Below are 25,806 nucleotides of genomic sequence, written 5' to 3'. Positions count from 1 at the left end.
ACCATTTTAGCGTTTATTCTATTACGGCCAGTTTATGAACCCTGCTACCAATCTTAGCTCTGCCATTACTCGTTATGTTCATCATGACGATACGCTTCCTTTGCCGCAATTACGTAAATTAGGGCTAATCTATAGCAGTTATCGTTTCGTCGTCAGCCTGTTTTCTATGCTCATGCTATACATCTCTGCTCGTACTGGTGATAGCGCGTCTTTACCGAGTTTTTTACAACAAACGACTCTAAGCTTCTATATACTGTTAAGTTTGATACTGCTTGGATTATTTTATGTCGTTAGAAAACATATGCGCCGCCAATTGGCATTCGGACTGGCCTTAGACGTTATTATACTAAGCCTGCTGCTCTACACGACAGGCAACCCTGATTTGCAGCTAACCATGCTATACATGGTGGTCGTCGCGGCTAGCTTTATGCTACTACATGGCTCGCAAGCATTGGTTATTACTTTACTTGCCATCATTCTCGTTATTTATCAGCAGTTTTTTTACGCTATTGCTAACAGCATGAGTCTAGCCAATCTAGGTGATGCGCTACTGATGTCAGCGAGTTTTTTGGCAGTGGGCGGTTTGAGTTGGTCTATCTCTCAACGATTGGTACAGCTTGAGAAAGTCGCGGCAAACCATGCTAAGGAAGTTGAGCGACTAAATGTGATTAATCAAGAGGTTATCACGCAGATGGTGAACGGTGTTATCGTTATTGATAAGCAACATATTGTCTTAGCAAATCTCGCCGCACATCAGTTGCTGAGCCTTTCGCTTGTCACACCTAATACAGCACAGAATACCCTTGACGATGTGAAAGAGACTCATAACAAAGCACTTCTCTCCAATTTTGAGCAGCAACTCAATAAGCAGCATACACAGTTATTTAATGCCTGCTTGTCGGTAGCATCTGGGCAGTCACGCGCTTTTACCTACGATGTTCCGGCTGTGGCAAATGCCTCAATATTTGGCAAATTACGCGTACAGATTATTCCACTAAAAGACGATAGCAAACTTGTCATATTAGAAGATTTACGCCGTGAGCAAGCCAGTGCTCAACAGTTGAAACTGGCTTCTTTAGGGCAATTAACTGCCAGTATTGCCCATGAAATCAGAAACCCATTAGCAGCGATATCGCAAGCCAGTCAGCTATTAATGGAAGATGTTGCAGAACAAATGGAAGATGACAGTGCATCAACAAGTGAATCGAATACTGCCATAACCGGCAACCATGAGCTTTATGAGATGATATTTTCACAGACAAAACGTGTAAACCGTATCATTGAGGATATTTTAAAGCTGTCTCGTCAGCAGACGGCTACCCAGCAGGTGCTCGAATTGGCTGAATGGATGCCATCGTTTTTGGAGAATTACTTTCAAGGACACGACATTTTTCTACGAATAAAAACCAAACCCATCATATCATTTGATACTCATCAGTTAGAGCAGATATTAATCAACCTGATCAACAATGGCCTGCGTTATAGCAGCTATGCTCATCCCCACGCTTATGTGGAAATCGACATTTACTGCGCAGACAACGATGTTATAATCGATATATTAGATAATGGTAATGGTGTTAGTGCTGGAAATTTCGAACTTTTGTTCGATCCGTTTTTTACAACAGATACAGCTGGTACAGGACTGGGGCTCTATTTATCACAAGCATTTTGTGAAGCAAATCAAGCGCGTTTACTCTACATTCCTGAACATGAGAAAACATGTTTTCGATTAATTGTACCTTCTATTAAATCTGATAATAAATTTCAAACTATCGAAGAAAATCTTACCTAAATTTATCTTTTGAAAGCTATTACGCCCATTTAGACCCAGCTATTGACTTTATAGCCATAAAATACGATGAGATGATGTATGACAACAACCGCGCTAGTCGTCGATGATGAAGTAGATTTATGTCGATTGATGCAAATTACCCTTACTAAAATGGGTATCAAAAGTGATGTGGCTTATACATTGTCGCAAGCAAGAACGTTTTGGCAAGACAACGACTACGATTTTTGTCTGACGGACTTAAAACTGCCAGATGGCTCGGGACTTGAGCTGGTAAAAGAAATTAGCAATAGCTCTAATATTCCAATAGCAGTGATTACGGCTCATGGCAGCATGGATTTAGCTATTGAGGCATTAAAGCTTGGTGCCTTCGATTTTGTCAATAAACCGCTAGAACTACCACGTTTGCGCCAACTGGTAGAGAATGCCCTAAAAGTTATTCATCAAGATAACGAAGTACAGGCCGCACCGGAATGCTCTCCTGAACAAAAAATGCTAGATAGTAGATTGATTGGTAATTCTGCTGTCATGCATCCCCTCAAAAATACCATTTTAAAGCTAGCACGCTCACAGGCACCTGTGTTTTTATCGGGCGCTTCTGGCACAGGTAAAGAAGTGGTCGCCAGATTGATCCATGATTTAAGTCCACGGCGTGATGGCAGCTTTGTACCAGTGAACTGCGGTGCGATACCATCGGAGTTAATGGAGTCGGAGTTTTTTGGTCATAAAAAAGGTAGCTTTACAGGGGCTGTCGCTGATAAACAGGGATTATTCCAGCAAGCCAATGGCGGCACGTTATTTTTAGATGAAGTGGCGGACTTACCGTTAGCCATGCAAGTTAAGTTGTTACGTGCTATTCAAGAAAAAACAGTAAGGGCAATCGGTGATACAAAAGAAGTTCCAGTAGACATCCGCATTTTGTCTGCTACTCACAAAGACCTGAGCCAACTGGTACAGGATGGTGCATTTCGACAAGATTTGTATTATCGCATCAATGTCATTGAGCTAAAGCTTCCAACGCTTAATACACGACGTGATGATATTCCTGTGTTAGCAGACCACTTTTTGGCGATGATTGCTGATGACTGGCAATTAGAGTCGCCGCCGTCATTGACGATGGAAGCCTGTGAACGCTTACAACGCCACGATTTTGCGGGTAATGTCCGTGAACTACGCAACTTGTTGGAGCGTGCGGTTACGTTAGCTGATACCTCATATATAGACGTTAGTCATTTAGGTCTTCCTGACATTGAACCTGAGCTTATAAATACACAAGAGCAAAATCATAGTTCAGCTATCGATAGCTCTGAGCCACCTGCTCGTAACGTAGAAAATCAAATAGACGTTCAATCTACAGCCCAATCAACAAAGGACGATGAGCAAGTCATTCAATCTAGCAATATGGCGACGCCGGTTGAGCAAAGAGCTATCAATTTACATCCCTATCGTACTAACACCAACCACTACCCGTCAATGGTGCAGCATTCGTCAGCTAGTAATGGTAGTTCGTCAACCAACGTAGCAAGTACTTATGACAAAGAGTCGGTCCTTGACTCCGCCGACCAACAAGAAAGCGCTCAAGAAACTTCTAAAGACATATCAGGTTTACAAGAATTGTTCGACGGTCAATTACCGCCTCAAGGATTAGAGCATTATTTGCAGGAACAAGAAAAGCAGCTAATTATCACGGCACTCAAACAAACTGGCTGGAACAAAACCCAAGCAGCTGAATTATTAGGAACCACCTTTCGTTCTTTACGCTACCGTATGAAAAAGCTCGAAATTTCTGAAGATGCGTCTGATTAGCCTTTGTTAAGCGGCATCTTCAAATATTTTTAAGCGTTGAATGGTATGTGCTATCAATTAATTGCTACGAAAATCTATTCTTTCGTAGCATTTTTTCTAACAAAGCGAATGCCAGAATCAAGCGCGCGCGCCTTTACTAATTCTAATGCTTGCTGCTCCCACGTGTTCTCGCTGCCTGATAAAGTCACATCAGGTTCTACGCCGATCTCATCTATTTGTTTGCCTGCTGCCGTCATGTAATTGGCCACCGTCAATTTGACGGCTTGCTCATCGTTTAACGGTATGACCGATTGTACTGAGCCCTTACCATAGCTAACTTCACCGATAATAGTAGCGCGTTTTTGTGCTTGTAAACTACTGGCAAGCACCTCTGCCGCTGATGCTGAATAGCGGTTTTGCAATACTACTAATGGCAAAGGTTTAAGTATCGCATCACCTTGGGTCGATAGTACCCGTGATTTATTTTGACGTGCTTGCACCTGCACCACATCGGTATCATCCATAAATAAACTGGCAACACTCACTGCCGATGTCAGTACGCCACCTGGATTATCACGCATATCTAGTAAAATGCCTGATATAGGAGCGTTTAGGTTAATTAAACCTTCTAGTAATTTTTCACGGCTGTTGTTTTGAAACGCCGGTAATTTAACAATGGCAATACCATCAACCAGTTTGGTCTCGATAATCTGCGGATGACTATTATTACGCTGCAACGTCGTTGTGTGCTTACGGCGACCAGCTTTAGAAGTAATAATATCTACCTGCGTACCGGCAATACCCGTTAAGAGTTGCTCAACATCATTGACCTGTCGCCCTTCGTCTAGCTTAAACTCATCAACCTGATGCAAATAATCACCAACTGCGATGCCTTTTTTGTCTGCAGGTGAATCATCGATAACCTCTGTCACGACCCAATACCCCGCCTCTGGCTGGTAATTAACTTTAATACCAATATCACCAACGTCACCTTCAGTAAAAGCACGTAGATTCTCATAAGCTTCTGCGTCCAAAAACTCAGCATGGCTGTCAAGTTTGGTCAGCATACCGCTCATCGCATTGCTAAATAACTCTTCATCATTGACCGCATCAACGTATTGACGACGTACTAAATCCACCACAGCAACAAATGTCTTTAGCGTCTCAGGAGAGATAGCATTTAGCGATACTTGTGCAACTTCTGCTGGAGTCTCCGTATCAATATCATCGGCATCATCCGTTAGCGCGCTTTCATCTGGCACACTATCTATCGAGTCATCTGGCTCATCGGCAACATCTAACATATCAGCAATGTTAGATAAGTTATCAGCGTCGTTTTCATCCGCTATCTCATCTGCATTCAAACTGATGAGCTGTAGACCATTCGTAGGATTATTATTATTTGTAGAAGCTCCCACTGCTGCGTGTACATTTACGCCCATCGCACAACCAAGCATCCCTATTAAAATTGCAGGCGGCAAAACCGTGGACGCGACTGATGCCTTCCCTACTGATTTACTTAACCCTTTGGATAAAAAAGAACGTGCAAAAGAAATAGGCTGCATAAAAGAACTCATTTGAATAATAGAGAATACGAATTTATCGTTATATAGCGACTTATAAGATAGCACCAAACGCATATTTCGAACTAGCATAGTATGGCAAGTAAATTAAGTAAAATGTATCACAAAAAAAGGAAAGGATAATAGGTTATCCTTTCCTTTTTGATATCTTCTAATACAGCTAACGGATTGATATAAACCACAGTAATTCAAGTACTGTAGTTTAATTCGACTGGCCTAGACTGCTGGAACCAATAAGCTCTCACCTGTCATCTCAGCAGGGGCGTCAACATTCATCAATGATAAAATAGTCGGCGCCACATCACTAAGTTTGCCGCCACGGCGTACTTGTAGCTTTTGCTCGCCCACATAAATCAATGGCACATGCTCTGTCGTATGCTGTGTATGTACTTGTCCGCTTTCATAGTCTTGCATCTGCTCACAGTTACCATGATCGGCTGTGATAAGCATGTCACCACCAACTGCTCGCACTGCTGACTCGATACGGCCAACGCATACATCCAAAGCCTCTACCGCTTTTACCGCTGCATCAAATATACCTGTGTGTCCAACCATATCACCATTGGCATAATTGACCACCAATACATCATATTGACCAGACTCAATCGCTTCTACTAATTTATCAGTGACTTCAGGCGCGCTCATCTCAGGCTGTAGATCATAAGTTGCAACGTCTGGAGATGGCACTAATATACGGGTTTCACCCTGATACTCTTCTTCGCGGCCACCACTAAAGAAAAACGTCACATGCGCATATTTTTCAGTTTCAGCGATTCGCAGCTGGGTTTTTCCTTGATCCTGCAAGTACTCTCCCAATGTATTGGCCAAAGATGTTGGGTAGTAAGCAATGCTGGTTTTTGGATTGTCAGCTAGGACATCTGAATACTTAGTTAGCATCACAAATGCCGCCAGTTTTGGCTGTTTTTGACGCGCAAATCCAGAAAACTCATGGTCTGGCAAGACAAACGCTTGGGCAAGCTCACGAGCACGGTCAGCACGGAAATTCATAAAAATAAGTGCGTCGTTATCATTAACAGTATATGGCACTTCATCACGTCCAATTACGGTCGTTGGACTGACAAACTCATCGGTTTCACGCGCTTTATAAGCAGCTTGAACAGCGCCATCTGCCCGTGTCGATAGACGATCAGCTTTGCCTTCAGTAATCAGCTCATAAGCTTTTTGCACTCTATCCCAACGATTGTCACGATCCATTGCATAGTAGCGTCCGATGATACTCGCAATCTGTACGCGGCCACCTTCGTAATGAGCATTCAATTTATTGATATAATCGCGCAGACGATTGATGTACTTATCAGCAGATTTAGGCGGGGTATCACGGCCATCTAAGAAACAATGAATAAAGACATTCTTGGCACCATGGACCAATGCTGAATGACACATACCTTCGATATGGTCTTGATGTGAGTGGACGCCGCCATCAGAAAGCAAGCCCATAATATGGACATTGCCACCACGCTCATTAGCTGCTTTTACGGCATTGACCAATGCTTCGTTCTTATAAAATTCACGATTGGCAAGTTCACTTGAGATACGAGTTGAGTCCTGATACAGAACGCGACCAGCCCCTAAATTCATATGTCCGACTTCTGAATTACCAAACTGACCATCAGGCAAACCAACATCTTCCCCTGAGGCAGAAATTAGCCCATGAGGATACTGCTGATAAATCTTGTCTAAATTTGGCATATTAGCTGCAGCAATGGCGTTATCTTTATCTTCTTCACGATGACCAAAGCCGTCCAATATCATCAAGACATGCGGTATTTTTTTATTCTGTGCACCGTCTTGGTTATTGCTAAGCTGTGTTTTATTATTATCAATAGAGTCTGATGCTTGTTGGGTACTGGTCATATATTACCGCTCCTCGAGTGAATGAACGCCTATAATGCTGTGTAAGGGAATATAAAGCCCTCTATATTAACACACATCTTGAAATAGCTGAAAAACTGAGCATTTTTCGTGAGTTTATGAATAATTTTATAGGGTTATCTTGTGATGCTTTTTCTATGCAAGACAATATAAATGCGGCCAACTAACCAAGCTACGTATCAATCTGTAATTCAGACTTGCAATCACTCTTTTCATTGGTTAAGATAAAACTATTCTGAAGTGTTGGCTAGTAGATGTTTATTCCCTGAGCCGATAATGCTTTACCAGGATGTGGTACCTATTGTCTCATTGTGTATGCCTGCACCGCTTGCGGTGTATCAGGAAACCTGCAGAGATGATGACGCATCCGCCCTGAACTTCACGGTTCATGGGTCACCATCTTACAGCGGCACTTCGGTTGTTTCATTCGGTTAGTAAATATATCTCTTATAATTTATTTACTACCACTAAAAAGCCCCTTTCGTCATTGATGAAAGAGGCTTTTTTTATGCTTATGATTTAACTAAATAGTTATTCGTCATTAGCCGATTTGGTAATTTTCTTTACATCTTTAGGGATGTTTTTGGCGGTACCATCAACCGTAGTATGCTGTTTAAACACGTCACCAAATGGGTTTTGCTGCTGTTGACCAAATGGATTTTGACCATTCATGCCACCTGCGCCACCGAACGGGTTTTGACCGCCGCCCATTTGACCACCCATCTGCTTGGCCATTATTTCCATCATTTTTTGCTGGTTATTCATGACGTAATTATTGGCCAAGTCTTTTAGCTTTTTCTGCACAGGTGGCAATACCACTAACAGCGCCATCAAATCACTAAGTACCCCAGGAATAAGTAGTAAAATACCAGCAGCTGCCATCGCGATACTCTTGATCATCGTGGTCTCTGGTGGACGCATCGCAGGGTTCATCATGCCACCAGCTTTCATTTGCTGTGCCATTGGATTAAGAGCAGCCATGCCTTTGCGCATCAAAGAGATACCGATAACCGCAGCGATAATAAACCACATAAACACCCACCAGCCGCTCATAAACTGAGCAAGCAAATACCACAGTAGCATCTCGATAATAAACCAAACGATGGCTATACCAACTATCTGACCCATAAAGTGTCGTCCTATAAAATAAAAACCAATAAATTGAGCGCCATGAAAATTAAAATGGCTAACATATGATGTATATGGGGATTGGTTGCTATACTATCAAACTTAAGGCTAATTTTTAAGCTATATAGTCGGTACGATATAATTTGGATACAAGGAAGACAAACGTCAGTGCTACTAGCAGTAGGCTAAGCGAGTCTGACTCCATATCCAATTTATATAGGACTGAATATAAAATGACAGGTAAGCAAGACGGAATATTATGGCAATTATTATAGGAATTGATCCAGGGTCACGCATGACCGGTTATGGGATAGTACAGCAGACAGGTGACAAGCTGACCTATATCGATGCAGGGACGATTCGTACAGATACCAAAGAGATGCCTGAACGCCTCAAACGTATCTTTAATGGACTAACCCGTATCACACAGCATCATTTAAAATACGCAGACGAGCCTATCTATACGGCGATTGAGCAAGTATTTATGGCAGAAAACCCTGATTCTGCACTTAAGCTTGGGCAAGCACGAGGTGCAGCGATTGCAGCGATGGTTGCACTAGATTTAGAAGTGTCAGAATATACGGCTCGGCAAATCAAACAAGCCGTCTGTGGCTATGGAGCGGCGGCCAAAGAACAAGTACAAGAGATGGTCTGCCGGATATTAGCGTTAGAAGTTGTACCGCAACAAGATGCTGCCGATGGACTTGCCTGCGCCATCTGTCATGCTCACTCAAGCCATTCAATGAACAAATTAATATTGAACAGCGCCATGCGTGGACGCGGTGCTTCTAAGAAGAAAGGCCGTTGGCGTTTGACCGAAGAAGATTTGGGTAACTTACGTTAAAGATCAGTGTTAAAATAGCGAGGCGTTAAGATAGCGAGGCGTTGAAACATAAACGCGTGAAAATAGATAAACAGCAAAGTAGACATCCCATAAAAAAACACGCGCTATTAGACGCGTGTTTTTTATGACTATGAACATTTCAAATGCTCAAACTATAATAGGCTACTCTACAACTGCACTTTCAATCACAGCATCTAGTATATAAGCATATTTTTCATCAGCAGTATCATCTTTAGTTGGCTCACTGGTCTCTGATAATTCATCGCTGTTTAGCGGATAGCGTTGTAAGCGTAACACCTCTTCATGTTTGCTATCATGCTGATAGCCATCGATTTCACCAACGAATACTCGCCACTGTCCTTCGTGAGCTTTAATACCTTGATCATTATAAGTAATAGGCTTAACTTGTAGACATTGCTCAGGTCTGCCTGCTTCGCAAGATACTGTTTCGGAATTTATTGCCCAAAATACTGTTTCACCCTTACTGTTATATTTTGCTTGTGGAGTAAGCCTACCATTCCATACTAAAGTCACATCATCGTCGGTAAACTGGGTCAATACTGGGTGATCGCCTTGATCAATTTTGAACTCACTACTGCCGTGCATCAAAGTGTTTAAAGCATTTTCAGCCAAATCTAGCTCGCCACAAGACATCTTTGTACTCATACCCTCTTCAGTAGTTAAGGTATGCCCTTTTAGCTGATAGCCAGCACTAATCGTATTACAGCCTACGCTATAGCTTAGCGTGTCTTGCCCCTGATATTGGTTGAATGCAAGCGTTATCTGACTGTTGATATTCGCAAATTCAGCCATAGGTTGTTCATTGGCATCAACAGCATTTACTAACGTCCAACGATGATGAGATAAGGTGGTCGTCAGCTTGTCTTGAGCGGTTAATTCAACAGGTTCAGATTCGTCTGATGTAGGGCTCATACTAGATACCAGACCTTCACTTACGGCTAAGTCTGTCATCTCGCCAGCTTCAGCACCCTGCGATGTATCATTTTCGCTAGACGCCGCTTCTTTTTGACACGCACTTAGCATTAGACTAACTGCCATCATACTGGGTAATAGCAGTATTTTTAACGTTGGCTTATTTCGGCTACCTACCATATTACATACCTCTTAGTAAGCTTGTACAACTTATCTCGCGTACCATCTATGTTTTGAAAACCTATTCAAAAGAAGTCACAATTTAAAAGCATTCTTCTTAAATAAACGTTTTAAAAACATAATTGATATAACTAAGCTAGATTAACCACTATAACCTTGGCTCTATTAACCTATGTAACGAAATGTTGATTTTTATTATGTTTCATAAAAAAACAGCTAACGATTGAGGTTAGCTGTTTTGCTTTATAGCGATCAATTTACCAAATAGGTTAATAGATAAACTTTATGATTTAAACTATTTTTCTAGAACCTTTTAGTCATCCACACTTGCAGGTTTGGCTTTAGCCATATTTTTAATACTAAAGCGTTCATTCATCTTTTGATAAAAACGAGCTAGGTTTTCGCCTTGCTCATTAGGATTAATTTTTAATACTTTACCAAAATCTAAGCTGAGATATAACACGATATCCGCAAAACTTAATTGTTCACCTACTAGGTATTCACGGCTTTCTAGTATCGTCTCAAAATACGCCATGGCTTTGACAGCACGAGCAATTGATGGTGCGACGAACTCGGGCACTTGTTCAACACGTTGTGCTTTAGATGGATGACTGTGCTGAAACGCGAGCATCAAGTTATACATCACCTCAAACTCTGCAATACGGCGCATCGAGCAAACTTGCGCACGCTGTACCACATCATTACCCATGACTGAACGCTCACCGTAAACACGATCCAGATACTCACAAACTGCCTGAGAATCATTCAATACCGTACCATCATCTAAGGTCAAAACAGGTACGGTCTGCATCGGATTCATTTGCGTAAAGGCTTCTGACATTTGCTCATTTGCCGCAAAATCAATATCGATCACATCGACATCATCCATATCATCGACATCAATACCTTTTGAAGCCAATAAGATAAGCGCTTTACGTGGATTGGGCGCTGTACGGGTAATATATAGTTTTTTCATAGCAAACTCCTTGTAAGAATGATTGGACAGCGATTTGACGCTGATACGCTTTATTATGGTTGTTGTACTAATAAGCACAAATATTGATACGCTATACCACAGTTATAGCCTAATCTGGCCATCATGGCAAAGTCTTATTAATCATGAAATAGAAATAATAAAAGCCCCATAACCTTGAGTCATGGGGCTTTATTTAATCACATTTATACATCAGTCTGATTATTTATTTGGTGCAGGTGTGGTGCGTAAATACGGCTTAATCTCTTTGTGACCTTTTGGATATTTTGCAGCGATGTCTTCGTTTTTCACGCTTGGCGGAATGATCACGTCATCACCATCTTTCCAGTCTACAGGTGTTGCAATGTTATACTCATCCGACAACTGTAGTGCGTCAATTACACGGATAATTTCATCAAAGTTACGGCCACAGCTAGCAGGATATGTCAGCGTTAAACGAACTTTTTTGCTTGGATCAATGATAAAGACGCTACGTACTGTATGAGTGCTGTCGGCATTAGGATGCATCATGTCATATAGTTCAGCGACTTCTTTATTAGGATCAGCGATGATTGGGAAGTTCATATCTGTGCCTTGAGTCTCACCGATATCGCTCGCCCACGCTTTATGATCTTCTAGGCTATCAACAGAAATACAAATCGGCTTTACATTGCGCTTTTGGAACTCGCCATTTAGTGCAGCGGCGCGACCAAGCTCAGTGGTACATACTGGCGTAAAGTCTGCTGGATGCGAGAAGAACACGACCCAATGATCACCTGCCCACTCGTGAAAATTGATGTCACCTTCTGTGGTTGTAGCGTCAAAATTTGGTGCGGTATCACCTAAACGTAAATGTGCCATGCTTGATTCCTTAGCTATGTGAATGAACGCTTATATCGACACGTCGGCCTCGCGTTCTATTATTATCATCGACGTGCTCAGTTATCAAATATAACATAAAGCACATCCGTAAAAACTGACTTTATCTTAACAAACTGGTTATGAATGTCTTGTGACGGATTGTAATGCAGTTATTCCGTTTAACTCTAAGCTGATGGACAAATCTTTTAATGAATTTTATGGACAGGTAGCTTTGATAAATAAATAATTAAACCACCATACCTGCATCCCATAAGCAAAATTCGCACTATAATCATACTTAACTTTATATCTACACACAAAAAAGCCCATCCCTAGCGTACTAGAAATAGGCTAACTTGCAAACTACTATTGTTCAGTATTATTTCAAAATATTCATTTGGATAAGGATACTTTTAAATACTAAGCCAACATAAATTAAGCTGGCTTATAGCTATCACGTAAGCTAACGATTTGGTTAAATACTGGCTTATCAGTGCTGTGATCTTCGCTGTCAGAGATGAAGTAACCTTCACGCTCAAACTGGAAGCGCGTGCCAGCATCTGCATTGACCAAAGATGGTTCAACTACTGCATTTAGCTCAGTGAGCGAGTTCGGGTTTAGCGCTTGATGAACATCAGCAACGCCACTTGGATCTTCAGCACTGAATAGCTGCTCGTACATGCGTACTGTCGCTGGCACACCTTGACTGGCTGATACCCAATGAATCACGCCTTTGACCTTGCGTCCTTCAGGGTTGTTGCCCAAAGTAGCAGGGTCAATCGTCGCTTTTAGCTCAACGACATTGCCACTTTCATCAGTGATATGTTCAGTAACGGCTAGTACGTAGGTGTTACGCAGACGAATCTCTGGCTTTTCTGGAGAGAGACGCTTGTAGCCTGCTGGCGGTTCAATTTCATAATCACCTTGGTCGATGTATAGCGTCTCGGTAAATGGAATCTCACGCTCACCCATATCGACGTTAGGATGGTTTGGCTGAGTCAACCAAAGCGTCTGAGTCGCATCATCAAAACGTGCATTAACGCTATCGGCTTTTTGCGACTCCCAGCTGCTGACCGCTTCGCTAAAGTTAGTGATGGTCACCTTCAGTGGCTTTAGGACTGCCATACCGCGACCAGTAGTCGTCTCTAACGATTGACGAACGCTAAACTCTAGCAAACGGAAATCAACCACACTATCCGCTTTGGTCACACCCACACGCTCACAAAAATCGCGCAAGCCCTCTGGCGTATAACCACGGCGGCGCATGCCAGCGACAGTCGGCATACGGGGATCATCCCAACCGCTTACGATACTTTCATCGACTAGCTGCTTAAGCTTACGCTTACTGGTCAATGTATGGTCAACGTTTAAGCGGCTAAACTCGTACTGGTGTGGTGGTACGTCAAAGCCGATTTTTGCAATAACCCAATCATAGAATGGACGATGATCTTCAAACTCAAGCGTACATAATGAATGGGTAATCCCTTCTAACGCATCTGAGAGTGGATGAGCAAAGTCATACATTGGATAGATGCACCATTTATCACCAGTCTGATGATGCGTTTGATGCATCACGCGATAGATGACAGGATCACGTAGGTTCATATTTGGGCTAGCCATATCAATCTTGGCACGCAAAATAGCCTTTCCTTCAGCGTATTTACCGTCTTTCATATCGTTGAACAGCGCTAGGTTTTCTTCAACACTGGCATCACGATATGGTGAAGGCGTTCCCGCTTCATTGAATGAACCACGGTTTTCTTTGATTTGCTCAGGGGTTTGCAAATCAACATAAGCGTCGCCTTGCTCAATCAATTGGATTGCCCATGCATGCAGTTGATCAAAATAACCTGAGGCATGATGTGCCTCTCCTGCCCACTCAAAACCTAACCACTGCACATCGTTTTTAATATTGTCGATGTAATCTTGCTTTTCGGCAGTTGGGTTGGTGTCATCAAAACGCAGGTTACACACACCGCCGAACTCTTTGGCCACACCAAAGTTTAAGCAGATAGATTTTACATGGCCTAAATGCAGGTATCCATTTGGCTCAGGCGGAAAGCGCGTTACAATTTGCTGGTATTTTTGCGCATTGACATCGTCACGAATGATATTACGAATAAAATCGTTTTTTGGTTCGTCTTTTTGTGCATTGTTGCTTGAGTGATCACTCATCGGGCATTGCTCCTAACGCAAATTGTCAGTTCATGGTGCGTGCCATCACGCATCACGAAACGTTTAAACTAAAGTGTTAAAATAAAACGAGAATATTAAAATAAAGCGAGAATATTAAAACCTAGATAGTGCGACCGCATTATCAAAATTTGTCAAAAATGGGTAAAGTTGCGTTATTCTATCAGGTTTCGCAAACGCATTAACAGCCTGATACATGACACGGGATAAAAAAGCCGTTAGACTACCCGTAACTTTTTAACCACCACTCACAATAGTGCTATTTAAGGCGCTGCAATCAAAAAGGAATATCCCATGGTAGACATGCCACCAGTAGTAGAACTTGAAACCAATATGGGTGCGATCGTTATCGAACTCAACGAAGAAGAAGCACCAAAAACCGTAGAAAACTTTTTGAACTATGTAAAATCTGGTCAGTATGACGGTACAATTTTCCATCGCATCATTGATGGTTTCATGATTCAAGGCGGCGGAATGGACGCTGAGATGAATGAAAAACCAACCAATGCGCCTATCGAAAACGAAGCGGACAACGGTCTAAAAAATGATAAAGGTACTATCGCAATGGCGCGTACCCAAGACCCGCATTCAGCGACTAGCCAGTTCTTCATCAATGTAAAAGACAACGACTTCCTAAACCACTCTGGCAAAAACATGCAAGGTTGGGGTTACACTGTATTTGGTAAAGTAACAAGCGGTATGGACGTTATCGAAAAAATGCGTAGCGTACCAACGGGTCGTTTCGGCATGCATGCTGATGTGCCAAAAGAGCCCGTTGTTATCAACTCAGCAACCATTATTACTCAGTAATAGTCATTCAATAGCAGCTACTCAGTAATAGTTACTTAGCAATAGCTGTGAATGAGCGAGCGTTTTTTAATAGAGTTTATTAAATTATGCTTGCTATACGATAAGTCACGAGGACCAAGATAAATGCAAAGTTTTAATCACTTAATCACGACCCGCCCTCATCAAGTGCGGCAAGTATTGATTAGCGATTTGCATTTATCGCCTCAGGAGCCTGCCTTAGTGCAGGCTTTTTTGGCACTATTAGATGACTGTCTCGCCCTGCCAGCGCTCAAACGCCTCTTTATATTGGGTGATTGGTTTGAGGTGTGGCTAGGTGATGATACCTACTTATCCCTATTAAAAGAGAAAAGGTCAGAAGACGAGCAGATAGCGCATTGGCTCACCCCATTGATTGCAAAGCTAAAGCAGCTACGTATCAATGGCTGTGAGATATTGGTCATGCATGGCAATCGTGACTTCTTGTTAGGTCAGCCGTTTTGTAATTTGTTCGGTGGTGAGCTAATCAGCGAGCCGTATACTTTGCCTGTTGGTCAGCAGAATTATCGTTTAGAACACGGTGACGCACTCTGTACTGATGATAAAAAATATCAGTTCTTTCGCAAAATTATGCGCAATCGTTTAACTCAGTGGTATTTGCTTAATAAGTCATTAGAAAAACGCCTAGCCATCGCAGATAACATGCGTCAACGAAGCCAGCAGAATAATGCGAACAAAGCTGCTCATATCATGGATGTGAATGATAAAGCCGTACGTCAAGCTATTGCTACTAGTGATGCATTGTTACACGGACATACCCATCGTCCAGACATTCATCAGGCGACTGATGATAAAAAGCGCTACGTGCTTGGCGACTGGCGATTGTTAGATAAAGACACTCGCCAGCCGAAAGTCAGTGCTGTGATTGGCGCAGTAACAGATGACCAGCGTTCAAATGACAGCTTTAGTAGTAATGATTTAAGCAGTAATGATGCTAAGTTTGGATTATTTGAGTTTGAGTTTCTTATTCGCTGAAAAACGTTTGACAACTTTTTAGACAAAGTATCTTAAAAAATATCTCTTCAATTCAAAAAGGGTCTGTTGAAATATCAACAGACCCTTTTTATCTTTACTACAATTCTTTGACTACACTTTTAAATAGCTCATCGCTTGCTAGTTATTTAAGGTATTAGCTTAAAGAAATGCTGACGGTAATGCTTTAGCTCACGGATAGAGTCACGAATATCGTCTAAGGCTAAATGACTGCCACCTTTTTCGAAGTTCTTTAAGATATCAGGACGCCAACGGAAACACAGCTCTTTGATCGACGATACATCAAGATTGCGATAATGGAAGAAACGCTCAAGCTCTGGCATTTGGCGCGCCATAAAGCGGCGATCTTGGCAAATAGAGTTACCGCACATTGGCGACTTACCACTATCAACCCATTTATTTAGGAACTTGATGGTCTCCGCTTCGGCTTCTGCCAATGTCACCGTACTACGACGTACACGATCGACCAATCCTGATTGACCATGTTGCTTGGTATTCCAGTCATCCATCTTATTTAAGACTTGATCCGATACCTTGATAGCAAACACAGGCCCTTCAGCAAGCACATTCAAATCTTCGTCCGTAACGACAGTAGCAATCTCGATAATCTCATCGTTTAAGGTATCAAGTCCGGTCATTTCTAAATCAATCCACACCAGCCCTTTTTTGCCTTGATTTTTGATTTTAATCTTATTGGGATGGTCACCGGTAGTCATACAATATCCTATGGTCATTAAATTTTGGGACAGTTTTAAACATAATTTAAAAAACGTATTACGGTTGAATATTCATATTCAAGCAGCATTGCAATGCACTGATTGATTCAAAAAATTTAACAATCAGCCAAAATATTACAAAACCACTGTCTGCCGCAGACGCTTTAGGCTGTATGTTAGCAAATTTTCACGCTACACTTAGCAATATTTTTATAATAGGTCAAAAACCCATGGCATTAATCCGGCAACGCAAACTGACTAAACAACAGATTCGTCGCATCGACAAGCAGCAACTGTCCAATCAAGATAGTATTGATGACAGTTTGATGGATGGCGTGGTCATGGCGCATTACGGTAAGCAACTAGAAGTACAAGTCACTAGCCTGCCAGCTGTCATACCTGAGCAGCCAGAGATTGCCCCTGATGATCCTGAGCCGTTCTGGCAAACGCTTGAGTTAAATGATATTTGGCGCTGTCATGTGCGTACCAATCTACCGATGCTAGCTGCTGGTGATCAAGTACGCTGGAATGCTGACTCAAATACTGGCTTTGGACGTATCGAAGCGGTCAAACCGCGTACATCGCTGGTTTCTCGTCCTGACCGCTATCATAAGCTCAAACCTGTTGCCGCCAATGTTGATATTTTGGCGATTGTTTTTGCGCCATTGCCTGCCGCCGCGCCAACGCTGATCGATCGCTATCTCGTGGTATGCCATCATGCAGGTGTCAAACCACTATTGGTACTCAATAAAGCCGATTTATTGGCAGCAGAAAACGGTGTGGATACCAATGAGTTATTGGCACAATATGCCGCGCTCGGTTATGAAAGTGTTCTAACTTCGGTCGATTGCCCTGAAAACATCGCTGAGAGCGATGAGCAAGAAGGCCTTGATGAACTAAAACGCTATATAGATAAAAAGCTGGTCATCTTCGCGGGTCAATCTGGCGTCGGAAAAAGCAGTTTAATCAATGCCCTTTTGCCTGACTCTGGACAGAGCGTCAATATTATCTCGCAAAACTCTAAGCTTGGTCAGCATACTACGACGACCAGTCGACTGTTGCCATTCAATCCAGAAAACCTTACCCAAGGCGGTATCGTTGATACACCAGGGATTCGTGAGTATGGCATTTGGCACCTTACTCCTGATGATATTATTTCAGGCTTCGTTGAGCTAGCACCATTGGCCAGCGGTTGCCAATTCCGTGACTGTCGCCATACTCACAACAGCAAAGGCTGTGCACTATGGCAAGCCGTAGCTGATGGTGAAGTATTGCAGCGCCGCGTTGAAAATCTCGTCACGCTACGAGAAGAGGCAGATACGAAGCCTTATTAGTATTTGGCTTGTTACTGTTCGTTTTAATTAAACACGGTCTTGTGAGTAGATATTTTTATTAAGCTGAGAAGATCCATAGATAGGTGCAATAACCGCCCAATTATTGCCTATGTCATCGCCCGTTTACTATAGATGGCCTTATCGGTATAATAGCGCCTTGTTCATTATCATTGGGCTGTCTTCTCAGCTTAATAGAACACTTATTTTTTTGGAGGTATGGTTTGGATCGTGCGCTGGAATTTGTGGGCAACCACCCGTTTTTATTTGGTATATTAGCCGTACTTGCTATACTGTTTTTTACGATTGAAAACAAACGTAGCGGTAGAAAAATATCGCCTAACACGCTTGGCATGATGGTCAATTCTCAAAACGCGCAGCTTATCGATATTCGCGCTAAGAAGAAGTTTGAATCAGGCTATATTCAAGGCAGCCGCAACATACCATTCACTGACCTCAAAGACCGCTTAGAAGAGATTCGCGCGATTGAGCAGCCGGTGATTATCATCTGCGACATGGGCGTCCAAGCAGGCGCTGCGATTCAGATGATTGGTAAAGATAGTGTCTATCGCTTAGAGGGCGGTATTGGCGGCTGGCAAGGCGCTGGCATGCCATTGGTTGGTGTAAAAGACGCCAAAGCAAAGGCTAAAGGTAAAACAAAACCAAGTCTAAGCAAGTGATAGACTTGTATAAGCGCTTAAATAAAGCGTTTATACACGTCGCTTAGCCCATGTTTGTGTGACTTAACTGACGTTATCAGCGCTACCAACGCTATAAAGAAGACACCTTTTTATTGGGTGTCTTTTTTTGTGGTTTATTTTTTATGTTCTATTTATCATGTTTTATAGCACTAAAATACGTTTTGCGCCAAAACGGCTTGAATTTGTTATGCCCATCCCCACTTTAGTTATGAGCATCACCGAATGCATTTTTGCTTTACTCATTGATAACAGACTATACCAACGCTTAGACTATGATAATTTATCATGCTCTTTATAATACGTTTGTTATCCCATAAATTTATAAATAAGGATTTACCATGACTGTATCTGTAAAAGTTTACACTACCCCTATCTGCCCATACTGCTCAAACGCCAAACAACTACTAAAGACCAAAGGCGTTGATTATGAAGAAATCGGCATGCACGATATGAGCAGTGAAGAGCGCCAAGCGTTGATGAAAAAAACCAATAACTACCGTACTGTGCCGCAAATCTTCGTTGGTGAAACCTTTGTTGGTGGTTTTGATGAGCTCAACCAAATGAACCAGCAAGGCAAACTTGACGAGCTATTGGCTGGTTAATCTGCTACCTTTCTTTACTGTCTGTCTTTATTTATGTAAAGATAGACATTGTCAGGTTTTAATAGAGCAGTAAGAAGTAATAATAAAAAATATCGAGACAATACCAAAAAATAGTCTCGATTTATATTACAATGAACTTTTATTAAAATGACGATTTGCCCAATCATTTGATTTAATTTTAGAGGATTTACCATGGCTGAAGAACAAGCACAACCACAATTGGCACTAGAACGCATCTATGTAAAAGACATGTCACTTGAAGTCCCAGGCGCTAGCGTATTCACCAAAGAGTGGAACCCAGAGCTTGATATCAATTTGTCTAGTAACGCTGAAAAACTAGATGACGATCATTATCAAATCATCCTAACTGTGAGCGTTACTGCCAAAAATGCGGAAGAAGCAGCATTTATCGCTGAAGTGCATCAAGCAGGTATCTTCTTACTAAAAGACATTCCAGAAGATCAAATCGGTCAAATCCTAGGCGCATACTGCCCTAATGTATTGTTCCCATATGCTCGTGAAGTCATCAGCGACATCGTGACACGCGGTAGCTTCCCACAATTGCTACTAGCACCTGTGAACTTTGATCAAGCGTATGCACAGAGCCAACAGCAAGCACAAGTTGATGCTCAAGGTAACGCATAAGCATTAATTAAAATATATGGGCTTTATCAGTCGTATATTTGACAAAAGACCGTTTACTTATAATGAGTAAGCGGTTTTTTTATGGGTGTGTTTTATGAGGTATAAAATCATCAGCCATAAAAAAACCCTGTTATTAAACAGGGTCTTCAACGACTACATCGACTGGCTAAATCAATTAGCTAATATCGATAATTAGCCTTTTAATGCAGATAGGATTTGCTGCTTAACGTCATCGATACCTTGCGTACCATCAAACTTGTCATAGTTAGGCGCATCATCGCCTTCTTTGGCTTTGTCTTGGTAAAAACCAACCAATGCTGACGTTTGCTCATGATAAGTAGATAGACGGTCACGAATAGTCGCTTCTTGGTCATCTTCACGCTGGATAAGCGCCTCACCAGTAACGTCATCGATGCCTTCAACCTTTGGTGGATTGTGATCGACATGATAAACACGACCTGAACCTGGATGCTGACGACGGCCAGACAAACGGCTCACGATTTCGTCATCAGGTACACTGATTTCGATAACATGGTCAATAGCAACATCAGCGTCTGCAAGTGCTTGCGCTTGAGGAATAGTGCGCGGGAAACCATCTAGGATACAACCATTCACACAATCAGGCTTAGCGATACGCTCTTTCACTAGGTTGATAATGAGGTCGTCAGAAACCAAACCACCAGCATTCATGATATCTTTGGCTTTTTTGCCAAGCTCGCTACCTTCTTTAATTGCTGCACGTAGCATGTCGCCAGTTGAGATCTGTGGAATATCATATTCTTTAGAAATAAACTGGGCTTGGGTACCTTTACCGGCGCCTGGTGGTCCTAGTAAAATAATACGCATCATTACACGACTCTCCTTAATAGATAGGATTTTGGGATTAATAAAACTCTGGGATTAGTTGTTTGCAAAGCTACCTTACCTTGTGGCCCTGCAAAGCTCAAGTATTTTCATTATTGATGTGATAAGTTGGCATGACTTATCTGTTCATACATGGTCAATTCAAGATAAAAAGCAGCAGCATTGACTACGTTTGGAGTGCCCATTTATCTATCCATGTTCACTTCATATTTCTTTCAAATTAGAACAATCATAGCACTGTTGCTCGCGTCCATACTGAGCAACAGCGTCTATATAATAAATACCATTAGCGTCCAGTATTTATATTACTACTATGGCTATGGAACTTGCTGATTGATTTCCACGTTGACCTGATTTTGTTCTGCGCTGATAACCACTGGATTACCCGAGAGGTCGCCTGACTCTGCGGTAGCATTGCCACTATGACTGATACGAGCGATGACCGCTAGCTGTACTTTATCAGAACGAGCCGACCCTAGGGTACGCTCTGGCATCATAGCATCAAGATCACTTAGGCTAATAACCGCTTCGCCTTGTTTGATATTGCTAATCGGTAGACGCTTAGCCGCAAATGGTGGACCACCTTTCACGTCACGTATCGCTACAAACAGCGTATCGTCAGCTTTTACCAATGGTAACAGACTAGCATTTATTTTGACTGTCACTTCGACGCCTTCAGAAGCTTGCTGTTGCTGCATAACCACATTAGCGCTAAGCTCATCTAGACTTGATAGCGCTTGCGTATGATCACCTGGTTTGGCCGCGATACTGTCACGCAGACGTTTAATCCAGCCTTGCGCTTGATCGAAGTTGCTAGCACGTGCCTCACCCATCGCCATAAGCATTTGTGCGCCCTCATGCTCTGGGTTTTTGGCCAGTATGTTTTCTAACACTCGGCGGCTATTGGCATCTAACTGACCTTTATTAGCAAAGAAACTAATCTGCGCATAAGTGGTCGCAATCTCTTCGTTATCAGGTGATAGACGATAAGCGCGCGACAAAGCCTCTAATGCCGAATCAGTCGCCTCTAATGACAAGAACAGCTCCGACAGGCGCATCCAGCGATTGTAGTCGCTAGCATGACGATAGACGTTAGTCTGCATGGCGCTAATCAGTTGATTACCATCTTCAATTGCCCAAGCAGGTGGCTGATCGATTCTACCTGTTAATAGATCGTCCGCCACTTGACCGACTTTGTCCTCAGCAGCCCACAGCTCAAAGACAGGTGTGCGATCACCGACCATCAGATATGCCATAGCAGTTAATACAGGTACCCAAACCATAATAATCAATCGGCTTTTGATACCTGGCGTGACCATCGGTGACACTTCACGCTGAGCATCCAAAAGCTGACGTTCAAGCTCAAGTTTTTGGTTTTGATAGTGATGGTCATCAATGATACCACTGTCTTTGTCTGTTTTCAGCTCTGCTAGTCGCTCACGAAACACAGCAACGTTGATATCCAGCAGTTGATTATCCACAGGCTTACTATGCGAACGCGGTGCTCTTAACCACGGCTTAATGGTGATAATGCCCAATAGTAGAGCGACAAGTAAACTTAGCGCAATAAATAAGCCAACAGTAGAAAATATGGTCATTTTTTGCCCCCAAGGCTTGTAGTGTCGTCTTTGTCATCGTTATTGACTCGTGACAATAAGCGATCAAGTTCTGCTTTTTCAGCGGCAGACAACGCTTTGACATGGTTATCTACTGCTACACCACTCTCGCCGCTGGCGACAAGCTGACGGCGTTTACTTTGCCAAAACCAACCGACCAATAAAACGATCAATAATAATGGTGGGAAAAACCATAAAATCCATGTTGAAGGACGTACTGGCGGCTTATAACTTATAAAATCACCATAACGCTCTTGCATATAGGCTCGAATTTCGCCATCACTACGACCATCTTTTATCAAGTCATAGGTTTTTTGCTTTAAGTCTTGGGCAATGGGTGCATCAGACCCTGCCAAGTTTTGGTTTTGACATTTCGGGCAGCGCAGCTCTTCGATAAGACCGCGGTACTGGGCTTCTTGTTGCACAGAATCAAAATCGTAGACATCAATGGCAGCAAAGCTTGCCATGCTGAATAGACAAGCGATAAACAAGCTTACTAACTTTATGGTCGCGTTTCTTATTTGGTAGGCTATCATTTGCACGCCTCCGCAATTTGGCTCGGATCTGGACTGACACCATTATTACTAGCGTCATTGAGTACCATTAAGCAAGGCGTAATACGACTTTGCCAATTGCTCTCATTGATCTCACCGATGATATGCTGACGAATAATCCCATCACCATCGACGATGAAAGTCTCAGGTGCACCAGTCAGACCCAAATCTAGAGCAAACTGCCCTGACAAGTCTTGAATAGACATAGAGAACGGGTCGCCACCGCGATTCAGATACCCTAACGCATCACCAATATCATCTTTGTAGTTTACGCCCACTAAGTTAACACCGCGCTCTTCTAGCTTCATTAGAAAAGGATGCTCAATGATACAAGTTGGACACCAAGAGCCCCAGATATTCATGAGGAATGGCTTATCTGGCAAGTTGTCATTGGTCATGATACGACTCGTATCTGATAATAACGGCAACTCAAAGGCAGGTACTGGACGCTCAAGCGCTGTATTGGTCACGATATCAGTCGGTTTGCCCAAACGCATATAGAGCATAGCGACCAAACCAATAAAGATAACCAGCGGAATCAAAAACCCAATTTTAAGTTTTTTCTTAGTTTTTACTTTATTGCTGCTTGGTGTTTTGATCTCGTTGACAGATTCTTGCTGAGCTTTTTTATCAGATTCATTGTTTGAGGTAGTCATATTAACGCTCCCCTATCTTTGTAGCTGACGTATCCAAATCTGCAACCGTCGCAAAGCCTGATTTTTTGGCCGCGATTTGTGCAGGTGTTTTGGTTTTTTTGATACGGTAACGATTGTCTAGCATACTGAGCAATGCACCAAACGCCATGATAAGCGCACCCAACCATATCCAGCGGATCAGCGGTTTGACATAGATACGGAAAGCCCATTCATTACTGTCTTCAGCAATCGGCTCACCAAGTGCTACGTAGACATCGCGCATCAAATTGGCATCAATCGCAGCTTCTGTCATCGGCATCATACTGATAATATAGTTACGCTTTTCAGGATATAACGTGGTCACTTCTTGACCGTCTTTACTGACTGTTACTTCTGCTTGGGTGGCGTCAAAGTTACTGCCTTTTACTTCACTAAAGCCTTTTACCGTGAAATCATAGCCTTGAACATTGACACTGTCATTAGGCCCTAATGCCACATCGCGCTCAATGCTCAACGTAGTGGTAAATGCCACACCGATGACCGCAATGATAACGCCAATATGAGCGGTCTGTTGACCCCAATAGCTCAGACGCAACTGACGTAAACCGTTTAAGCGACTTGGTGCATTTTTGGTCTTGTCTTTGAAATCGACAACCATCCATAACAACACCCAAAAGCTCACAGCCAATGTGACACCGATATTTAGCATCGCTGATGGACTGGCAAAATAGGTAATAATGGCGGCCAATACCAAACTGCTCACCGCGATAACCATACCAGCACCCAATAACGGGCGGCTGTCTTGTTTCCAGCGGATATTAGAGCCCATACCCATCGCCACCAGTAGCAGCCATGTCAACGGCACAAACAGGGCGTTGAAGTATGGAGGGCCAACAGATACCTGACCTAAGTTAAAGGCATCAGCAATAATAGGATATAGCGTACCAAGTAGTACCACTAAGGTTGAAATTAGAATAATAACGTTATTAATTACCAAAAATGATTCACGTGAGATAAGTCGATACTGACTCTCGACCGTCAAACGCCAGCCACGTACAGCAAACATCAACAGACCACCGCCGACGATGATACCGAGAATGATTAGAATCACTAGACCACGCGTTGGATCAGCGGCAAATGAATGCACTGACGTAATGACACCTGAACGTACTAAGAACGTGCCAAGCAAGCTAAGCGCAAAAGCAAAGATTGCGAGCATGATTGTCCATGCTTTAAACACACCGCGTTTTTCAGTAACAGCAAGTGAATGCAGTAGCGCCGTCCCTGCCAACCATGGCATCAATGAGGCGTTCTCTACTGGATCCCAGAACCACCAACCGCCCCAGCCAAGCTCATAATAAGCCCACCATGAGCCAAGCGCGATACCGACTGTTAAGAAACCCCAAGCAGCCAATGCCCATGGACGCGACCAACGTGTCCATACCGCATCCAAACGCCCTTCCCACAATGCAGCCATACAAAACGCAAATGGCACAACCATACCCACGTAACCCATATAAAGCATCGGTGGGTGAATAATCAGACCAAAATCTTGCAATACAGGGTTTAGATCCGCACCATCAACAGGCAGATTGGGTAATGTGCGATCAAATGGCGATGAGGTAAAGATTAGCATCGCTAGCATCATCATCTGCACGCCTGCTAATATCACCAGCACTCGCGCACGCATAGACAACGGCAACCCACGGCTGAAGTAAGAGACCAATGCACACCAAGTGGCCATGATGGTCATCCACAGTAGTAGCGAGCCTTCATGCCCGCCCCATGTCGCCGACAGCTTGTAGTACCAAGGCAGCAATGTATTGGAATGCTGAGTGACATAGACGAGACTAAAGTCGTTATAATAAAAGCCTGCCATCAGCGCAGCAAATGAGGTAATCATTGCCGCAAATTGCGCCCATGCTAGACTTGGCGCCAAACGCTGCCAAGCGACGTGGTCACGCATGACGCCAATGGTTGGTAGTACCACCTGCAAAATCGCCAATATAAAAGCGGCCAGCAAGGCAAAATAACCCAATTCTGTGATTAACATACGGTCTAACCTTGTTTACCTTGGATACAATTAAGGGTTCACCGATGGCATTGCTAGCCACTGGCAAACGCTAATAGTCCTTTATGCG

Annotated in this window: 22 protein-coding genes and 1 other RNA gene; 10 read left to right on the top strand and 13 right to left on the bottom strand. The window is 42.8% G+C overall.

Annotated features, from left to right (window positions below; translation table 11 throughout):
* Window positions 1-34 precede the first annotated feature (34 nt).
* Together FQV37_RS00255 and FQV37_RS00250 are read left to right on the top strand one after the other, a co-directional pair.
* Complete coding sequence (locus FQV37_RS00255; RefSeq protein WP_160020820.1) at window positions 35-1,792, top strand: sensor histidine kinase; 1,758 nt, start codon at window positions 35-37, stop codon at window positions 1,790-1,792.
* Between the two features lie 78 nt (window positions 1,793-1,870).
* On the top strand, window positions 1,871-3,595 hold the full coding sequence (locus FQV37_RS00250; protein ID WP_160020819.1) for a sigma-54-dependent transcriptional regulator: 1,725 nt from the start codon (window positions 1,871-1,873) through the stop codon (window positions 3,593-3,595).
* A gap of 74 nt (window positions 3,596-3,669) precedes the next feature.
* Here FQV37_RS00250 and FQV37_RS00245 read toward each other — a convergent pair whose 3' ends face one another.
* Both FQV37_RS00245 and gpmI read right to left on the bottom strand, forming a co-directional pair.
* Complete coding sequence (locus tag FQV37_RS00245) at window positions 3,670-5,139, bottom strand: S41 family peptidase (RefSeq protein WP_160020818.1); 1,470 nt, start codon at window positions 5,137-5,139, stop codon at window positions 3,670-3,672.
* Between the two features lie 234 nt (window positions 5,140-5,373).
* Window positions 5,374-7,032, bottom strand: coding sequence for a 2,3-bisphosphoglycerate-independent phosphoglycerate mutase (gpmI, locus tag FQV37_RS00240; RefSeq protein WP_160020817.1), 1,659 nt, complete (start codon window positions 7,030-7,032; stop codon window positions 5,374-5,376).
* Between the two features lie 247 nt (window positions 7,033-7,279).
* On the opposite strand from gpmI, the gene ssrS reads away from it, so the two are divergent.
* Window positions 7,280-7,475: non-coding RNA, 6S RNA (gene ssrS / locus FQV37_RS00235), on the top strand.
* 106 nt (window positions 7,476-7,581) lie between these two features.
* Here the strand turns inward: ssrS and FQV37_RS00230 are convergent.
* Complete coding sequence (locus FQV37_RS00230; RefSeq protein WP_160020816.1) at window positions 7,582-8,178, bottom strand: FxsA family protein; 597 nt, start codon at window positions 8,176-8,178, stop codon at window positions 7,582-7,584.
* Window positions 8,179-8,437: 259 nt separating this feature from the next.
* Between FQV37_RS00230 and ruvC the strand changes: the two genes are divergently transcribed.
* Window positions 8,438-9,022, top strand: coding sequence for a crossover junction endodeoxyribonuclease RuvC (ruvC, locus tag FQV37_RS00225; RefSeq protein ID WP_057760973.1), 585 nt, complete (start codon window positions 8,438-8,440; stop codon window positions 9,020-9,022).
* Between the two features lie 162 nt (window positions 9,023-9,184).
* On the opposite strand, the gene FQV37_RS00220 is transcribed toward ruvC, so the two are convergent.
* The 4 genes from FQV37_RS00220 to FQV37_RS00205 all read right to left on the bottom strand — a co-directional run bounded on the left by FQV37_RS00220 (window position 9,185) and on the right by FQV37_RS00205 (window position 14,144).
* The gene (locus FQV37_RS00220) at window positions 9,185-10,135 is read right to left on the bottom strand and encodes an META domain-containing protein (RefSeq protein WP_160020815.1); all 951 of its coding nucleotides are present in this window, start codon (window positions 10,133-10,135) and stop codon (window positions 9,185-9,187) included.
* Window positions 10,136-10,448: 313 nt separating this feature from the next.
* Window positions 10,449-11,111 carry a glutathione S-transferase family protein gene (locus FQV37_RS00215; protein WP_160020814.1) on the bottom strand — a complete coding sequence of 221 codons (663 nt, stop codon included), beginning with the start codon at window positions 11,109-11,111 and terminating at the stop codon, window positions 10,449-10,451.
* 219 nt (window positions 11,112-11,330) lie between these two features.
* Window positions 11,331-11,969, bottom strand: a complete 639-nt coding sequence (locus FQV37_RS00210; protein WP_057760978.1) for a peroxiredoxin — start codon at window positions 11,967-11,969, stop codon at window positions 11,331-11,333.
* A gap of 435 nt (window positions 11,970-12,404) precedes the next feature.
* Entirely contained in the window at window positions 12,405-14,144 is a 1,740-nt protein-coding gene (locus FQV37_RS00205) for a glutamine--tRNA ligase/YqeY domain fusion protein (protein ID WP_160020813.1), read from the bottom strand.
* A 312-nt stretch (window positions 14,145-14,456) separates the two neighbouring features.
* Between FQV37_RS00205 and FQV37_RS00200 the strand changes: the two genes are divergently transcribed.
* Window positions 14,457-14,972 carry a peptidylprolyl isomerase gene (locus tag FQV37_RS00200; protein WP_160020812.1) on the top strand — a complete coding sequence of 172 codons (516 nt, stop codon included), beginning with the start codon at window positions 14,457-14,459 and terminating at the stop codon, window positions 14,970-14,972.
* A gap of 123 nt (window positions 14,973-15,095) precedes the next feature.
* Window positions 15,096-15,983, top strand: a complete 888-nt coding sequence (locus FQV37_RS00195) for a UDP-2,3-diacylglucosamine diphosphatase (RefSeq protein ID WP_160020811.1) — start codon at window positions 15,096-15,098, stop codon at window positions 15,981-15,983.
* A 146-nt stretch (window positions 15,984-16,129) separates the two neighbouring features.
* Here the strand turns inward: FQV37_RS00195 and orn are convergent, their stop codons facing one another.
* The gene (orn, locus tag FQV37_RS00190) at window positions 16,130-16,717 is read right to left on the bottom strand and encodes an oligoribonuclease (protein ID WP_057760984.1); all 588 of its coding nucleotides are present in this window, start codon (window positions 16,715-16,717) and stop codon (window positions 16,130-16,132) included.
* 230 nt (window positions 16,718-16,947) lie between these two features.
* On the opposite strand from orn, the gene rsgA reads away from it, so the two are divergent.
* From rsgA to secB, 4 genes are all read left to right on the top strand, one after another.
* Complete coding sequence (gene rsgA / locus FQV37_RS00185; protein ID WP_160020810.1) at window positions 16,948-18,051, top strand: ribosome small subunit-dependent GTPase A; 1,104 nt, start codon at window positions 16,948-16,950, stop codon at window positions 18,049-18,051.
* A 221-nt stretch (window positions 18,052-18,272) separates the two neighbouring features.
* The gene (locus FQV37_RS00180) at window positions 18,273-18,728 is read left to right on the top strand and encodes a rhodanese-like domain-containing protein (RefSeq protein WP_057760987.1); all 456 of its coding nucleotides are present in this window, start codon (window positions 18,273-18,275) and stop codon (window positions 18,726-18,728) included.
* Between the two features lie 359 nt (window positions 18,729-19,087).
* A complete protein-coding gene (grxC, locus tag FQV37_RS00175) occupies window positions 19,088-19,351 on the top strand; it encodes a glutaredoxin 3 (protein ID WP_021813631.1) in 264 nt (87 codons plus the stop codon).
* A gap of 192 nt (window positions 19,352-19,543) precedes the next feature.
* Entirely contained in the window at window positions 19,544-19,996 is a 453-nt protein-coding gene (gene secB / locus FQV37_RS00170; RefSeq protein ID WP_057760989.1) for a protein-export chaperone SecB, read from the top strand.
* A gap of 192 nt (window positions 19,997-20,188) precedes the next feature.
* On the opposite strand, the gene adk is transcribed toward secB, so the two are convergent.
* The 5 genes from adk to FQV37_RS00145 form a co-directional block, all read right to left on the bottom strand.
* Window positions 20,189-20,842, bottom strand: coding sequence for an adenylate kinase (gene adk, locus FQV37_RS00165; protein WP_180952604.1), 654 nt, complete (start codon window positions 20,840-20,842; stop codon window positions 20,189-20,191).
* Window positions 20,843-21,177: 335 nt separating this feature from the next.
* A complete protein-coding gene (gene ccmI / locus FQV37_RS00160) occupies window positions 21,178-22,458 on the bottom strand; it encodes a c-type cytochrome biogenesis protein CcmI (protein WP_160020809.1) in 1,281 nt (426 codons plus the stop codon).
* Window positions 22,455-22,943 carry a cytochrome c-type biogenesis protein gene (locus FQV37_RS00155; protein ID WP_240990894.1) on the bottom strand — a complete coding sequence of 163 codons (489 nt, stop codon included), beginning with the start codon at window positions 22,941-22,943 and terminating at the stop codon, window positions 22,455-22,457. Before FQV37_RS00155 ends, ccmI begins: the two co-directional genes overlap by 4 nt.
* Before the next feature lie 65 nt (window positions 22,944-23,008).
* Entirely contained in the window at window positions 23,009-23,686 is a 678-nt protein-coding gene (locus FQV37_RS00150; RefSeq protein ID WP_102093741.1) for a DsbE family thiol:disulfide interchange protein, read from the bottom strand.
* 1 nt (window position 23,687) lies between these two features.
* Entirely contained in the window at window positions 23,688-25,718 is a 2,031-nt protein-coding gene (locus tag FQV37_RS00145) for a heme lyase CcmF/NrfE family subunit (RefSeq protein WP_160020807.1), read from the bottom strand.
* Window positions 25,719-25,806 lie beyond the last annotated feature (88 nt).

The organism is Psychrobacter nivimaris (genome assembly GCF_009812035.1).
Lineage (GTDB): Bacteria > Pseudomonadota > Gammaproteobacteria > Pseudomonadales > Moraxellaceae > Psychrobacter > Psychrobacter nivimaris.
The sequence above is the reverse complement of the archived record's forward strand: the minus strand, read 5'-3'. Positions and strand labels throughout refer to the sequence as shown.

Excerpts from the sequence above, each read along its gene's own strand:
- FQV37_RS00230 (WP_160020816.1), bottom strand. The coding sequence starts at position 8,178 with ATGGGTCAGATAGTTGGTATAGCCATCGTTTGGTTTATTATCGAGATG.
- FQV37_RS00155 (WP_240990894.1), bottom strand. The coding sequence starts at position 22,943 with ATGGCAAGCTTTGCTGCCATTGATGTCTACGATTTTGATTCTGTGCAA.
- adk (WP_180952604.1), bottom strand. The coding sequence starts at position 20,842 with ATGCGTATTATTTTACTAGGACCACCAGGCGCCGGTAAAGGTACCCAA.
- FQV37_RS00205 (WP_160020813.1), bottom strand. The coding sequence starts at position 14,144 with ATGAGTGATCACTCAAGCAACAATGCACAAAAAGACGAACCAAAAAAC.
- secB (WP_057760989.1), top strand. The coding sequence starts at position 19,544 with ATGGCTGAAGAACAAGCACAACCACAATTGGCACTAGAACGCATCTAT.
- grxC (WP_021813631.1), top strand. The coding sequence starts at position 19,088 with ATGACTGTATCTGTAAAAGTTTACACTACCCCTATCTGCCCATACTGC.
- FQV37_RS00250 (WP_160020819.1), top strand. The coding sequence starts at position 1,871 with ATGACAACAACCGCGCTAGTCGTCGATGATGAAGTAGATTTATGTCGA.
- FQV37_RS00245 (WP_160020818.1), bottom strand. The coding sequence starts at position 5,139 with ATGCAGCCTATTTCTTTTGCACGTTCTTTTTTATCCAAAGGGTTAAGT.
- FQV37_RS00150 (WP_102093741.1), bottom strand. The coding sequence starts at position 23,686 with ATGACTACCTCAAACAATGAATCTGATAAAAAAGCTCAGCAAGAATCT.
- FQV37_RS00210 (WP_057760978.1), bottom strand. The coding sequence starts at position 11,969 with ATGGCACATTTACGTTTAGGTGATACCGCACCAAATTTTGACGCTACA.
- rsgA (WP_160020810.1), top strand. The coding sequence starts at position 16,948 with ATGGCATTAATCCGGCAACGCAAACTGACTAAACAACAGATTCGTCGC.
- gpmI (WP_160020817.1), bottom strand. The coding sequence starts at position 7,032 with ATGACCAGTACCCAACAAGCATCAGACTCTATTGATAATAATAAAACA.
- ccmI (WP_160020809.1), bottom strand. The coding sequence starts at position 22,458 with ATGACCATATTTTCTACTGTTGGCTTATTTATTGCGCTAAGTTTACTT.
- ruvC (WP_057760973.1), top strand. The coding sequence starts at position 8,438 with ATGGCAATTATTATAGGAATTGATCCAGGGTCACGCATGACCGGTTAT.
- FQV37_RS00195 (WP_160020811.1), top strand. The coding sequence starts at position 15,096 with ATGCAAAGTTTTAATCACTTAATCACGACCCGCCCTCATCAAGTGCGG.
- FQV37_RS00255 (WP_160020820.1), top strand. The coding sequence starts at position 35 with ATGAACCCTGCTACCAATCTTAGCTCTGCCATTACTCGTTATGTTCAT.
- FQV37_RS00220 (WP_160020815.1), bottom strand. The coding sequence starts at position 10,135 with ATGGTAGGTAGCCGAAATAAGCCAACGTTAAAAATACTGCTATTACCC.
- orn (WP_057760984.1), bottom strand. The coding sequence starts at position 16,717 with ATGACTACCGGTGACCATCCCAATAAGATTAAAATCAAAAATCAAGGC.
- FQV37_RS00200 (WP_160020812.1), top strand. The coding sequence starts at position 14,457 with ATGGTAGACATGCCACCAGTAGTAGAACTTGAAACCAATATGGGTGCG.
- FQV37_RS00145 (WP_160020807.1), bottom strand. The coding sequence starts at position 25,718 with ATGTTAATCACAGAATTGGGTTATTTTGCCTTGCTGGCCGCTTTTATA.
- FQV37_RS00215 (WP_160020814.1), bottom strand. The coding sequence starts at position 11,111 with ATGAAAAAACTATATATTACCCGTACAGCGCCCAATCCACGTAAAGCG.